Below are 14,023 nucleotides of genomic sequence, written 5' to 3'. Positions count from 1 at the left end.
GTCTTCACTGGCTGGAAGAAGAGGGTAAACTATATGTTAATAATTTTGAAACCTGTTTATTATTAATTCCTTCATGTTTTTACCTCCACACTTAAACCGTCCAAACGAATTCATCATTAACTGCATCCAATGTGATGGTTGTGCCGGGCGTTAACTCGCCGGCAATAATCTTTTTTGATAAGGGTCTGCGTACCTGCGAGCGTATAGCTCCATGCAAAGGGCGCGCTCCATATTCGGGTGTAAAACCAAGCACCGCTATTTTACTTTTAGCTGCTGGTGTTATAGTTAAAGATATTTGTTGTTTTTCAAGCGCAGCATACAGATCTTTCAGGTTGATCTCCAGGATGCGTTCTACCATTTGCTGCGTCATGGGTGCAAAAGGAACGATCTCCGTTAAACGGCCCAAGAACTCAGGACGAAAATGATTACCCATCGTCGTGAGCAATTGCGAATGATCAGGTATCTCGCCTTTATTAAAAGAATCAACCACAAACTTACTTCCTATGTTGGACGTAAATATGATCAGGGAGTTGGAAAAATCTCCTTCTTTACCCAACTTATCGTGTAGCTTACCTTCATCCAGTATTTGTAAGAACAAATCAAAAACGGAGGGATGCGCTTTTTCAATTTCATCGAACAAAACCACCGCATAAGGTTGCTGTCTTATTTTATTAACGAGCAATCCTCCTTCTTCATACCCCACATAGCCCGGAGGCGCTCCATATAATAAGGCTGCAGAATGTTCTTCTTTAAACTCGCTCATATCGAAGCGAATAATATTGCTGGCATCCTGGAAAAGGAAATCTGCCAGGGATTTTGCCAGCTCTGTTTTACCGGTACCTGTCGGGCCTAAAAAGAAAAAGGATCCGATCGGCTGGCCAGCTTTTCCGAGTCCCGAACGCGATTCTAAAATAGACTCACTGATGACTTTTACTGCATGATCCTGGCCTACTACCCGCTGCGATAAAATGTCCCTGATATTCAACAGCCGCTCTTTTTCCTGCGCCTGGATTTTACCAAGCGGAATGCCTGTTTTATCTGCCACGATGGAGATCACATCGTGCTTTTGTAATTCTGTCCGTTGCTCCTGTACCAAGGGCTCTAATATCTCATACACCTGATCTAAAAATCCGGTTACTTTTTCGGCTTCCTTCATTTGCAGCGGATCTTCGGAAGAGGGAACCGAACTCCACACAATGGGGCTCATCCCGCTTTTTAACTGATGATAATGCCATTGATATTCTGCCACGTCCATATCAGCTACTTCTTTGAGTTTTTCAAACTCTTCTTTGCGGGCGGCCAGGGTAGTGGCACCGGTATCCGTAGCCAGTCTCAATGCTGCCATAGAACGGTCTGCCAGGTCTATCGCCGCATCGGGCAAACGACGATCTTTTATATACCGCTTTGCCAAACGTATAGATTCATGCAAAGTTTCGTCATCTACATTGATCTTATGGTGTTGCTCATAAAGCGGCATCACCACCTTCATCATCCTGAACGCTACAGTTGGTGAAGGTTCTTCTACGTCGAGTATTTCGAAACGCCTTGCAAAAGCCTCGTCCCGTTCAATATTTTTACGATACTCATCTACCGTAGTAGCGCCAATGATCGTAATGGTTCCCCTGGCCAGTTCCGGCTTTAGCAGGTTGGCCGCACCGGCAAACGGGCCATTCTTATCTAACAGTACATGTATTTCGTCGATAAACAAAACCGCCTTATCAAATTCTTTTATTTCAGTGATCACCGATTTTAAACGCTCTTCCGTTTCTCCTTTATAGGAGGCTCCTGCTGCCATTGCTCCATTGTTCAATTCAAACAACTTAGCGTTCTTCAGGAATGCCGGCACTTTGCCCGCTGCAATCGCCAATGCAAATCCATCAACAAGGGCCGTTTTACCAACACCTGGTTCGCCGGTAAGAATCACATTGGGTTTGCTACGCCTGCATAATATCTCCGCCATCATCCTTACTTCCTGTTCGCGCCCTATGATGGGATCCAGTTTTCCTTCAAGCGCCAATCGTGTTTTATCTACACAATATTTTTGCAATGCTTTTTTTGAAGCAACATCATTGTTCTTTACACTTTCCCCACTGTTATTGTTATTGCCTCCCAATATTTGTTCAATATCGCCACCCACTTCGGCCAGCCCTATCAGCTCTTCTCTCTTTACAGGAAAGGTTTTAAGCTGATCGAAAGAGAATACTACTCCGGGTGTACTAATGGAAGCCAGTACATGCAATGGCGTAATTTCATCGGCCTTTAATCTCAGCCTGATATTATCAGCATCATCCAGGATGGTTGCAATATCATCTGCCGGCGGGATCTCATCTTTGGGCCCCGGACTTTTAGGCAAAGATTCGATTCTTACATCAGCCCAATCTGCCAGGTAATACATATCGATATCGGCCTTCACCAACAAAGGATCGAGCTCTACATCATCGTGCAGAAGTGCCTTTAACAAGTGAGGCGCGGCATATTGAGCATGTATATTTTCTTTGGCGATTGCTTTAGATATGGCGATTGCTTTCTCAAGCGTTTTTGATAGTTGCATGGTTTAAAAATCAGGGGTTTTAGATAAACCAAATATACCTGTTTTTACCCTTATTACAATGCTTACAGAAGAAATACAATTGGTTTCCTGGTTCTTTTTGGGAGTAACCGTCATGCTCTTAATATCGCCAGACTTTTTAAGCTTAGCCAGCTTGGCACATAGCTCATTAAATGTGGACGCCTTACCGTTTACATTGGTATAGGTATTTAAATTGCCATCGCAGAAATACTTCGCAAAACTTGCCGCATTCAGTCTTTTATCTGCCACTCCATACAGCATATATTTAAAATCGGTGATAGAGATTTCCGGCGCTTTTACCACAGGGGGCGGCGCAACAGGTTGCTCTGGCTCAGGATTCAATTGCTCTTCCAAAGGATCAGTCTCTGGTCTTGTGTTGATGGGCTTACGTCCACCGCCGGCTCTTGGCACCAATGTTGGTGCGCCTGTTTGCTTAGGCGGATTTACAAAAATCTTCTTTACCAGGACTGCGTTGTTATTACCGTTAACGGTTAGTGTAATGGTTTTCCACCCCGGCTGCCTGAAAGAATAAACCGGATTCTTTACATAGGCATCCACTTTTTCGTTTTCGCCGAAACGCCACTCCCATGCATTGGCGCCGGCAGTGGTATCAGTAAAATTAGTTGGTTTTCCTACTTCGGTCAATTCAGGAATGATGGCATGTGGCATACGCGACTGGTCTATCACTTCAGCTGCCTGCTGTACAAAAATGGTAGTGGTTTCCATACAACGGTCATCAACTTTTAAAGTAACCACATACTCACCCGGCCGGTCGTAAGAATGAACGGCAGAATTAACTTCGCTATGACTGGTTTCATTATCACCGAAATCCCACTCAAAGTCTTTATGTCCTTTTACATCTGCATCAAAACGGGTTAAAGTGCCTGTGTAAATTTTGTTGGTTAATGTTTTTATCTCAAACTCCTTACAGGGCGTATGATTTTTATAGCGCACCACGAAAGCCATCGAGGCAATCACACTAATAACCAGGAAGGCTATGGTGACATTATCGTCGAGGCGAAAAGCCATGTATTGCTTTTTTTTCATCCGTATATTTTTTTCTATGTTTAACTTACCCTGGAAACAATAAAGCTACCGATGAATTTTCCAGGTCTGTTTATAAAAAATTATCATTCTGTTTTGATCTTAGTTTGTACTTTTAATTATGCTGACAAAACCCATATCCGTTACGTTAATTATTTTGTTATTGGCAGGCTGTACCGCATTGAAAAAAAGCCCGCAACCCGACTATAGTCAATTCATTTACGAAAATGGTCCCGATGTGGCTATCATCAATGACAGTACTAAAACGCCCGATCAAATGGTTGTTAAAGTAACCGGTAGCGCACCCGACAAAGCGGTGAGCAGCCAGGAAGAATTACGTTTAAAAAACAAATACTCAGGTTACCTGAAAACGAAGCCCGAAAAAATAACCGATGTAAAGCTCTATGCATTTATTGACGACTGGCTGCATACGCCTTACTTGTGGGCTGGCACGACCAAAAACGGCATCGACTGTTCGGCTTTTATACAACGCTTATTCTCCGATGTGTACAAGATCCGCATTCCGCGTACATCCGTGCAACAGTTCTTCACACAGAACGTGGAACGTTTTACGGTAAGACCCGAACTTGCCAAGGGCGACCTTGTATTTTTCAGAACCCTGCCCGGCACTTATGTATCGCATGTAGGCATGTACCTGGACAATAATATGTTTGTCAACTCGTCTTCTTCGAAAGGCGTAAGTATTGCCAGTCTTAACGATCCTTACTGGTCGGCCAAATATGTTGGAGCCGGCAGGTTGATCGTTAACAAATCGGTTCGTGTAGAGTAATCAAAGAACTAAAAACAGGTTTAATATGTACCTGCTGGATTAAGCAGGTTATTCAGGTTTTGCCTGCAGGTGATCAATTCCTTTTGCGCATTCTCATATTCCATTTTTACTTTCTGAAAATCTTCAGGCATGGTTCCCAGCTTGGCCACCTGGCTCATCGCTTCCTGGTAGCGTTGAAACACATCAATAACACTCGCATTTAAACGGCTATACATACTACTATCCTTATACTGCAGGGCAGTAAGCTCTCTTATTTTTTCCAGCGCCTGGGAATTAATATAAGCCTCATTCACGCCGGGCTTTCTTAAAGAATCGATCAGCGTACGGGCCTCAATCATACTATTCGTAAAACGTTCCTGGGCAGCTTCCCGTACTTTAAATTTTGCCAGTTGCTCCCGCATCATCCTGTTCTCTTTAGTAGGCACCAGTGTATCAAAATAAACAGCCAGCAATATGATGCCAACGGAAATAATAAAGAAGAATAAAAACTTCCAGAAGGCCTGTCTTCTTTCCTTTGCATTAATAACAATCTGCGCCATTGTTGCTTATTTTTATTAGATTTATTATTTATCAGTTTTTAATCAGCTAAGAAAAATCCTCTCCTTCTTGACTGTATATCTTCCTCAGGTACAATGAGCTGTTCTTTCACAAATATGCCGGTCTCTTTTTTCTTACCTATATAATCCAGAGCCGCCAACGCATCGAACAGTCCCAGTATCAGTCCGCAGAAATTAGAGCACTTTAAAATACCGGTATGAATATTCAAATGATCATAGCGATAGTTACATACTTCCGCAATCTCATCCTCCAGTTCTCCTTGTTTTACATTGCACCATTCCGTAAAATAATTAATCATCTCTTCCTTAGATGTACCTGCATAGATATCAATTGCATTCTTAATATTTCTCGCAAGCCCCGATACCATTGCGATCAGCTGAATAGGTGGTGCATACCGAACCGTTTGCCGGTAGGTGCCGTAAACATTAGAGATATAAGACAATACCTGCTCGCACAACTTCCTCACCGGTTCAATAATGTCATTAGACTGATTTTTTTGTAAGATTTTTTGAATAATCTGTAAAGCATTCAATTCCAGTTTACCCAGAAATTGTTCGGTTTGAGCATGATGCTGTAACAAGAACTCGTGGCTGTTTACATTGGTACATGCAGGTATATAATTCTCTACTAACAATACGGTCTGATCTCGTACCTCCAGCTTCCCTACCGGCAACTGAAAATCCCCCAGGGTATTAACACTGGTCTCCTCTTCTTCTAATAACAGCACCGAATATGCAGGCCGCAAAAAAGGTAAACGAACGGGCTGTTCTTCGGGGTTAGCAGCGCCAGTGGGTTCAGGGTTATAAGGGTCAACCGATAACACGATATAGAAGGACTTACTTTTATCTTTCAATAAACTAAAAGGAATGCTCAGTCCTGGGATCTTTGCAGAAAGCGGGCTTGCCAGGTCAACCTCATCTGAATTAAAGTCGATGATGTAGCCGCCCCTGGTAATCGCCAGGCAGGACATGATGCGGATATTGACATGATTAGCGTTATCGATACTCAGCCAGATCTTTGACGATGGGGTATTACCTTTAAAAGGCAGGATACCATAGTTATGATCATTTAAAAAAGAATTATTGCCCATCGCCTGCTGATAGGTGCCGGCATTGCGCTCTGCAATAAAATGGGTTTTATTGATCTTCATTCCATTGATCCAATTCACTGGTTGATATTCTCCCGGTCTTTTCATTCTTTTATGTTTTTATATATTGAACGATATCGTATTTCCATTACACTGCTGATCAGGATACACGGATGCACATGATGATATCGTTCTCTCTTATATGATTGATAAATATGGTGCGTTCGGAATCGATGTATTTGGTGAACAAAGTATACCATTTGGGTTTCTTAAAGAATATCCACCCCGAAGGCACACCTGTTTCATTGGAGTAAGATATAGTAGCATGCGGATGACGTTCATTATAGTCATTGATGAAGTAGTAGAACAATTCTCCGAAGTCCATATCTGATGGTGCTTTTGCCCTGAAATTGGTGTAGTGCTTGTCGTTCTCTTTTTTCAAAAATTCAAAGCTGATCACCAACAGGTTCTTCAGCTTTTTCTCATCGGGCTCAGAATTGGTGGCTTGCAACGGATAATGCCATTGTTTCAATATTTTAAAGGGAATAGCAATGGCTGCCTTATAGGTATAGTAAACAAATAAAGGAATAATGAAACTTAATGCTGCACCCAACATTGCCAAATCCATTTCATCGCGACTAAAATAACGATACACCATCATAAAACATAAGCCGCCGGCAGCAGCTATCACAAGCGTAAAAATAACTTCAGCCCAGAAGGTCTTTTCGTTAACCCATTTCTGATACTTGTAAAGTGTAAATACATGTAAAACCCCAAACCCGATAAAGAGCAGCTGAAAAAACATAAAGTACTGCGTATAGCTTTCAAACATACGCGGGGCAATAAAAAGCCCGGTTATTGCGAAGCCAAGTGCATACAAAAGCAGGTATAATAAACACGGCTTTATAAAAGGTTTCACACTTCCCCTGATGCGGGAAATAATAATGCCCGCAATCACTGAAAGACTGACAAACCCAATACCCAGCACCGAAAGTATGCCCCGCATTGATTGAGAAAACCAACTATCCATTTGTAAAGCACTATTATTGATCAATAAAATTTCTATCATATTACATAACAGATGAATAACCCAATATTATTTCGTCTTCTTCAGCAAAACTCATTCCCGATACTTTGCTGTCGATTGCTATATCAATTCCTATATCAGCCTCTACTGGTGCAAAAAAGTTATTAAAAGTCCGGATCAGCACCTCTTTACTACCTTCTTCAATATATTCAATAACACGGCTGTTTTTTAACGGTCCTATCTTATAGGAAAGATTCGGATACTCTTCCATAAATTCATTACCGCAGATCATATAATCGCCCAGTGGCTGGCTACCCAAACCCATATCCCAGTCGCCTTCTGCGAATGTGGGCACTGGCTGCTTTTGTGCAATTACAACTTCTTCTTTCAGCAGTACTCTAAGACAGGATTCCATCAAAGGGATATTTCCATTAATGATATTGGCATAAGGAAATAGTAATAAAAAAGAAGCCACTTCATGCACGCTAAAACTTGTTGGCAGTCCCCAGAATTTCAGAAAATATAAGCTAAGGGTTTTATTACGTAAAGTGTCCAGCAGGTTTAATTCTTCGCGCTCCAACTCCATTTGCTGATGAAAAAATTCGTTCTCAAAAGGCTGGAAGAATTTACGTGCTTCTTTTTCTTTTGTTGTATTCTTCTTATACCGGGTAATCATTTCTGAAACACCTGAACGCTGCCTGAACTCGCTGGTTTCGGGCTGATGAAACAGCGCTTCGGGTAGCATATCATAAAAGCCAGAACGGGAAAGTTCAACTTCCAGGTACTGCCTGTACCATTTATCTTCTGCGACAGAAGCCCCATATATATCTTTGGTAAACTCGCGATAAAAGAAACCATTATGACTCACAACAAATCCTTCGTCGATCAAGCCGTTTTCGCGCAGGTGGTTTAGCAAAACTTCAGCCCTCACGTCGGTTCCGCGTTTTTCCAACACGCCCAGTAATTCATATAACTGCTCTTCTCTTATCATACAGCAATACTATTGCTCATTGTTGTTTTTATAAACACTCTAAAAGGTATAAAGGCCATAGATCTTTCGTCTAATTGCATGGCAATGTCTTTTTCCCAATTGGCCAGTTCGCCACTATCCTTTGCATCCTCATAGCTTTTACGGTCTATAGCGATGGTTACATCTATTGTTTTTTTAAACCCGCTGGTATTTTCCGCTGATATCATAAAACCCTTTGTAATCGACACTTCGCGCACCATATTACCTAATGTTAGCTGGCAATAGAGTTTAATATCTTCCTTACTCATTACCCGGTCTTTTGTAAGCAATGCATATTTATACGCCACTACACTATCTGTTTGGCTCAGCCTGTTTTTACCGCCCTGTGTTGGTGTTAATAAAAAAGCTGAAGATGCTTTTACCGAACTGGTACGATAAGACTGGAGTCTTGTTCCCGCCCTTACCCCGTTGGCAGCAGCACCATTGGTGCTCCAGTAAGATATATACAGAAACCGAGAGTCTGATTGTTTGTTATTCCGAACCATCAGGTAAGGTGTAAAAGAAGTGGAATTTCCCTTTGTTCCGGCTCCTACCAGTTGCTCTATCTTGGTAATGGATTGTTGCAGGTTTTTAACCTCCTGCGCTATCAGGTCTTTACCAATGTTTGAAAAAGCTGCGCTTTCATCTCTTAATAACTGAACCAGGTTTTCTATTACCATCTGTGCATCACGCTCATCAAATCTACCCGCGCCTCCGTTGCGCATCACAATGCTCAGGCCGGTATTTTCTACTTCTTCCTGTTCCCTTACATGTAGCTGCCTTCCGTTCTCATCAGTAATAGTATCAATATCAAAAAACTGGGTTTCTTCAGAAAGAAGCGGTATGACGTTCATCATTTCCTGCAGGCGATAGGATACTTCATGGAGGCGCCTGTTAACAACCGGGAAGGCATTAGCAAAAACACTCACCTCCTCCAGCATAGCACCGGTAATATTTTCCGGGAAAACAATCCTGATCCACTTTAATTTTTCGCTATCCAGGTTATTGATGACAGGACCAAATACTTCCCTCAATTGATCCGGAGTTTTTGTATCCTGGCTCATCATCCTGCCGGGTGCTTCCACTACAGAGATAAAATAATTTTCATACTGCTGCTTTACCAGCTTCATGAACTTATCGGAGATACTTGCTTGCTGGTGAATAATTTGCTGTGCATACCAATCTGCATTGTCATCTGGTAAGCGGTTATATCCTTTACGTGTAACTGCCGCATGGCCATCTATTGTCCACTGTGTATTTTTCAATTGGTTGTAAAAAATATCTTTATGAATCTCACTGCGATACTGAAAATAAAACTGGGTATTGCTCAGATTTACATGCGGATGGTCCAGGGCAATCCAAAGTGTAGCATTAGGCAAAAACTGTTGCTCATTGCCCATTGCCACCAGCTCTTTAGTAATACTGTCTGATGTATAACGAAAAAATTTATTACCTGCAGCCAGGTATTTTACAGAACATGCATTGACAAAGAACGCATCAGCTGGTGTAAAATAAATATCAACATTAGCATTCCCCTCGTGGCCGATGGCCAGAGGCTGTGTTACAAAAAACTGCTCCTGTGGTGAAAGCATGGCTGTATCATCGAGGCTATTGGCATTTAAAATGGCCGAAGCCTGCTTGGGCCCTGTTAATACATCGGGCGCCAGCAATTGCATAATACGCTCCATTACCCTGGTACGCGAATGATGAATCTCGTTGGACAAGCGTTCTAACTCTGCAGCATTAACCGACATTAATAAATTAACCAGTGGATCGAAGCTGGAAGTATCTTCTGTCTCCGGGTACCCCCATATCCTGGCTGCATGATGCAACATCCTGTTTCTTATATACTCCCTGCTTTCACTCATGTTGTATTAGTTATAGGCTAATGGACTTACAAAAAAGCTATCTCTGTATACAATGTTCTCATTGGTAGCTACCATCACTGCTGTAATTACAAAATCAAGTTTGCGTTTCATACGGGGGTCTGTGTTTCTATCCGGCACTTCCTCCTGCATCACGTTCATTTCAACTTTTACCTTTTCTACACGGCTCTCGTATTTAGCAATGGTTGAAGTAATAGACTTGAGTATGTTTTCTTTTTGCTTATTGCGGTAAGATACATTGTCGAAATCTTCATCCCATAAACTGCTGCCATACTGCACATCGCTTAGCAACTCCCCGAAGGAAGTAGTAAGTATCAGGTGCAGATGATGCGCAATAGATTCTTTTTGATTACATTTTGGCAAAATTTTCTTTGCCGTAATGCTCCCAAGATCAAGCGGTAGCTTGTAATAGTTTTGAAAATTCATATCCCGGCATTTTCAATAAAATGGTACAATGCGATTAGCCAGGGTCAAAAGATATTTTCTTGATAGGTAAACGCGAAACAATAAATCTCGTATAACAAATATGGTTATTTTTTAAGTTTTTCCAAGCGCTTTTAGTTAATTTTTACCAAACGTTAATAATCAACTCACTACATCCTTACTACAATTATTGTGCTAAAATTTCTACATCGGCTCCCTTTACCCATCCTTCTATTTTATAAGAGTTGTTAACGGCACTTTGGAATACGCTATAGTAATAGTTGCCCGCCTTTTTAATGGCATGTACTTTATTTCCTTTTGATAAAAATTTGTCATCCAGCACTGCTCCTTCCGGCTGCTCAAAAAAATAGGCTTTTGTTGTAACTACTTTTAGCCAAAGATCTACTGTCTCAAAGCCTGTTTGATTTCCTGCCATAGTTGCCTCGCGCTTCACCAACGCAGGGAGTGGTATAATAGCGGCACGGTCGGCGACAGGTGGATCGGGCGAGGACACCGCCTGGAATAAGTTTTTATTAGTAAGCGCAACCCACACCAGAATAGCCAATACCATGATACCTCCTGAAAGAAAATGGATAGCAGCATTCATCGGTTTCATCTTTAATCTGTTCTCTATAGCCTCCACATTGCGTGCTGATTTTATATAAGCCTGCTTCGCAGATACATAAACAGGAGCCAGCTTCTGTATAGTAGCATCCATGGAAAGAGGGTGCGTAGTTTCGACCGGTGGCGTATTACAAGGATCATTTTTATTTACGGTAGCAGTTTGTTTCGAAGCCGCCCTGGCATCATCATATACCAGGTCGTATTCTGCCCGTACTTCAGGATCCTTCAACACTTCAAATGCCTCATTGATTTTTTTTGACCATTCCTCAAAATACGTATCACCTACATTTTTATCAGGATGAAATTTTAGCAGCAGTTTCCTGTAAGCAGTACGTATCTGATCGGTTGTGGCTGACCTGGGTACGCCCAGAATTTCATAATAATTTTTTAATGTGCCGGGCATATCAGCAATCTTTCAATTTTATCACCCTTTGATTTTCTACTACCACCTGCGTTGCCGCTCCCGACTGCTCCTGTTCTTTATAATACCAGTTTTCGCCGCCGGCCTGCGCATCGGCCTTTTCTATACGTTGCGGATGTCCCCAGGCCATTGTTAGAAAAGTAGCAGGCATCCCGATATTCACGACACCGTTCCTGATATGTTCAGCATAGGGCTCTTCAAATTGTTCATCAATCATCTGAAATATTTCCTTTTCAATATGGTTAAAATCGTCGCTTGCTTCAGACAACCGCTGCCTGGCAGGCAACAGTTCCTTCTGAGCCGATTGGTAAGCTCTTTTTTCATTTTTGTTTTTCTGGTAGATATATAACATATACATCAACACCAGCAGCAACGCAACAACCTGTACAGTGATCATGGAGCGCAATATTGAATTACATAAGCTCACAGCAAATTCATAGCCAAAGTGATATTTTTATTAAACAATCATAATACTTTTTAGAATTAAATAATTGTTAGCCCCAATTATTATATTTACACTATCGCTATTCAATCATTCGTTGACCTACATCCTGATGAAAGCATGAGACCCATTTTCATAAGTTTTATTTTTTTATGTTGTGCCGTTTTTAACAGTGCAGCACAAACAGATACCATACCGGGACACCGGTTTTATGTTGGCCTGCAGGGAGGATTCCTGCTTCAAAATAATAAGCTTAATAAAAACCCGCTCTACTATTTTGGAAACGGGATGTACGCCGAAATAAATGGCGGCTGGCGGCGTCGCCAATTGGGATGGGAACTGGCTTTGGGCCATCTTACAATCAGGAGAGATGCCTCCAAGTTCAACACTTACGAGGCAACGGCAAACGATGTATTGAATGCCCAGGCCAATAATACGATGTATAAAAACGCCAGAGATTCTGGGCAAATAGGCAATGCTATATTCAGGTTTCCGCAAAGCAGCCGGCAGCAAAGCGAAAATTTCAAAGGATGGTATATTCTTACCGGACCTGCATATTGGTTGAATAATAATAAAAAATGGCAATTTCAAATCAACCTGAAAGGAGGCATTATTTCAAGACAATTCGGGTATTACCTGCTGAATGGAAAAGGCATTTCCCCGGATAGCATTACCATTAGCTACAATGCCACTACAACGGCGGTGAAAGTAACACCTACTCTTGGTAAGGCAACGGTAACCCCTAATGGCAGTTTCGTGCAATATGGAATGAGTCAGAACCTGTGGGAGTCTTTACAGGCGAAGAAATCAGCAACCGCAATCAATGAAAAAACAGGCGTACAGTTCATAGCAAGGGCAGGAGCACAAGCAGCATATTTTATTACCAAAAACATTTCGGTTAATGCTGCCGCACAATACTGGTTCATGCCATCACCCCGCATGACCGGTATGGACACCCTGGGAGGTGTAGTGAATGCAACAATTAGAACCAATGCCCGGCCCACCACTCCCACAAAAACCAGTTACCAGTTATCTTTAAAACAAACTTATGGCGACGAAACGAGTCTTGGCTTTTTAAGCGCCAGCCTGGGTATCAGGTTCTGGCTGGGCGGTTCGAAAGCAGCAAAACACCAGCCTGTTCCTTCGTCAGTTCCGGCCATTTCACTTAAACATCTATCCATATCGGTTACTGATGCCGATAACCAACCGGTAAAGGAAGTAACAATAAAAATTCACAAAGAAGGAGAAAGCGATTATACCGAAACAATCACCCATGAAAACGGGCAAACCTCCCTGTTAGAAAATCTGTCCCCCGGTAATTATACTATAAGCGGAGCAAAAGGCACATTAACTACCAACAAGGTTCAATTAACAACTGAGCATTTTAAGTCAGCAGACAAAGTAATAGTTATAAAGCTGACATTACAACCATCAAGTTTAGAGCCTATTCATTAAACTTCTTACGTTGTGACTGGATCCCGATATCCAGTAACCCAATAATTAGTTCCTGAAACTCGGGCTGAATATCTAAATCCCATTCATAACTATAGCCCTCTTTACCGCTGTGTTCCTCCTCCGCCCATACATCCCTGCCACCACATTCTACACGTAATTTAAGATGATCCAGTGTTATGGCTTTTATACTTTCAAAGCGTTTTTGAGGTATGGATGGTTCTTTTATTTGTACATAATTACAAGACTTATTAAAGCTTATGATCAGCCAGTTCTTATTATCGATATTGGTATCACCTTCGCGAATATATTCTAAACGAATAGTGAGGTATTTCTTTTCGATTTTTATCTGAACCGAGTTAAAATGGTTTGTTGAGATTTGCCATTCTTCTTCATTATACTTTTTTATAAAATTGGCAATAAGAGGCGCCGCCTTGTTTTTAGAAAGATCAACTTCAAAATTTGTATTGATCTTTTGAACTTTAGCATCAAAAGTCATGCTTTTATTATCGATATATACATTCGAAAAAGGCACCAAAGAAGCATCAATCAACGGTGTTTCATTTAGCATAAAACGACCGCCCTTTAAGGTCCTGAAATTTTCACCGGTTATCGCATCTATGCGTGTCCACAGCTTACCGGGATCTAACAAAAAAACAACTTCGCTTGCAACGGATTTAACTATTTCCAT

13 protein-coding genes are annotated in these 14,023 nt (G+C 41.6%); 2 read left to right on the top strand and 11 right to left on the bottom strand.

What is annotated here, in order from left to right:
* Window positions 1-91: 91 nt before the first annotated feature.
* Both ACLOAU_RS12365 and ACLOAU_RS12360 read right to left on the bottom strand, forming a co-directional pair.
* Complete coding sequence (locus tag ACLOAU_RS12365; protein WP_427862180.1) at window positions 92-2,551, bottom strand: ATP-dependent Clp protease ATP-binding subunit; 2,460 nt, start codon at window positions 2,549-2,551, stop codon at window positions 92-94.
* 3 nt (window positions 2,552-2,554) lie between these two features.
* Window positions 2,555-3,616, bottom strand: a complete 1,062-nt coding sequence (locus ACLOAU_RS12360; RefSeq protein WP_427862179.1) for a PKD domain-containing protein — start codon at window positions 3,614-3,616, stop codon at window positions 2,555-2,557.
* Between the two features lie 118 nt (window positions 3,617-3,734).
* Here ACLOAU_RS12360 and ACLOAU_RS12355 point away from each other — a divergent pair, with 118 nt between their 5' ends.
* Window positions 3,735-4,403, top strand: a complete 669-nt coding sequence (locus ACLOAU_RS12355; RefSeq protein WP_427862178.1) for a C40 family peptidase — start codon at window positions 3,735-3,737, stop codon at window positions 4,401-4,403.
* Window positions 4,404-4,423: 20 nt separating this feature from the next.
* Here ACLOAU_RS12355 and tssO read toward each other — a convergent pair whose 3' ends face one another.
* The 8 genes from tssO to ACLOAU_RS12315 form a co-directional block, all read right to left on the bottom strand.
* A complete protein-coding gene (gene tssO, locus ACLOAU_RS12350) occupies window positions 4,424-4,942 on the bottom strand; it encodes a type VI secretion system TssO (protein WP_114789435.1) in 519 nt (172 codons plus the stop codon).
* A gap of 38 nt (window positions 4,943-4,980) precedes the next feature.
* On the bottom strand, window positions 4,981-6,156 hold the full coding sequence (locus tag ACLOAU_RS12345) for a hypothetical protein (protein WP_427862177.1): 1,176 nt from the start codon (window positions 6,154-6,156) through the stop codon (window positions 4,981-4,983).
* Window positions 6,157-6,208: 52 nt separating this feature from the next.
* Window positions 6,209-7,117, bottom strand: a complete 909-nt coding sequence (locus ACLOAU_RS12340) for a TssN family type VI secretion system protein (RefSeq protein ID WP_427862176.1) — start codon at window positions 7,115-7,117, stop codon at window positions 6,209-6,211.
* 1 nt (window position 7,118) lies between these two features.
* A complete protein-coding gene (locus ACLOAU_RS12335) occupies window positions 7,119-8,066 on the bottom strand; it encodes a hypothetical protein (RefSeq protein ID WP_427862175.1) in 948 nt (315 codons plus the stop codon).
* Entirely contained in the window at window positions 8,063-9,952 is a 1,890-nt protein-coding gene (locus ACLOAU_RS12330) for a hypothetical protein (protein WP_427862174.1), read from the bottom strand. Before ACLOAU_RS12330 ends, ACLOAU_RS12335 begins: the two co-directional genes overlap by 4 nt.
* A 6-nt stretch (window positions 9,953-9,958) precedes the next feature.
* Window positions 9,959-10,396 (bottom strand): GPW/gp25 family protein, encoded by a 438-nt coding sequence (locus ACLOAU_RS12325; protein WP_427862173.1) that lies wholly within the window; start codon window positions 10,394-10,396, stop codon window positions 9,959-9,961.
* 184 nt (window positions 10,397-10,580) lie between these two features.
* Window positions 10,581-11,420: a J domain-containing protein gene (locus tag ACLOAU_RS12320; RefSeq protein WP_427862172.1), complete on the bottom strand. Its 840-nt coding sequence runs from the start codon at window positions 11,418-11,420 to the stop codon at window positions 10,581-10,583.
* A 1-nt stretch (window position 11,421) separates the two neighbouring features.
* A complete protein-coding gene (locus ACLOAU_RS12315) occupies window positions 11,422-11,835 on the bottom strand; it encodes a hypothetical protein (RefSeq protein WP_427862171.1) in 414 nt (137 codons plus the stop codon).
* A gap of 165 nt (window positions 11,836-12,000) precedes the next feature.
* Here ACLOAU_RS12315 and ACLOAU_RS12310 point away from each other — a divergent pair, with 165 nt between their 5' ends.
* Window positions 12,001-13,335 carry a carboxypeptidase-like regulatory domain-containing protein gene (locus ACLOAU_RS12310; RefSeq protein ID WP_427862170.1) on the top strand — a complete coding sequence of 445 codons (1,335 nt, stop codon included), beginning with the start codon at window positions 12,001-12,003 and terminating at the stop codon, window positions 13,333-13,335.
* Here ACLOAU_RS12310 and ACLOAU_RS12305 read toward each other — a convergent pair.
* Window positions 13,325-14,023, bottom strand: a complete 699-nt coding sequence (locus ACLOAU_RS12305; protein WP_427862169.1) for a DUF8184 family protein — start codon at window positions 14,021-14,023, stop codon at window positions 13,325-13,327. The genes ACLOAU_RS12310 and ACLOAU_RS12305 overlap by 11 nt on opposite strands.

This window comes from Paraniabella aurantiaca (assembly GCF_050309965.1).
GTDB lineage: Bacteria > Bacteroidota > Bacteroidia > Chitinophagales > Chitinophagaceae > Niabella.
This window is presented reverse-complemented; position numbering and strand designations above follow the sequence as displayed.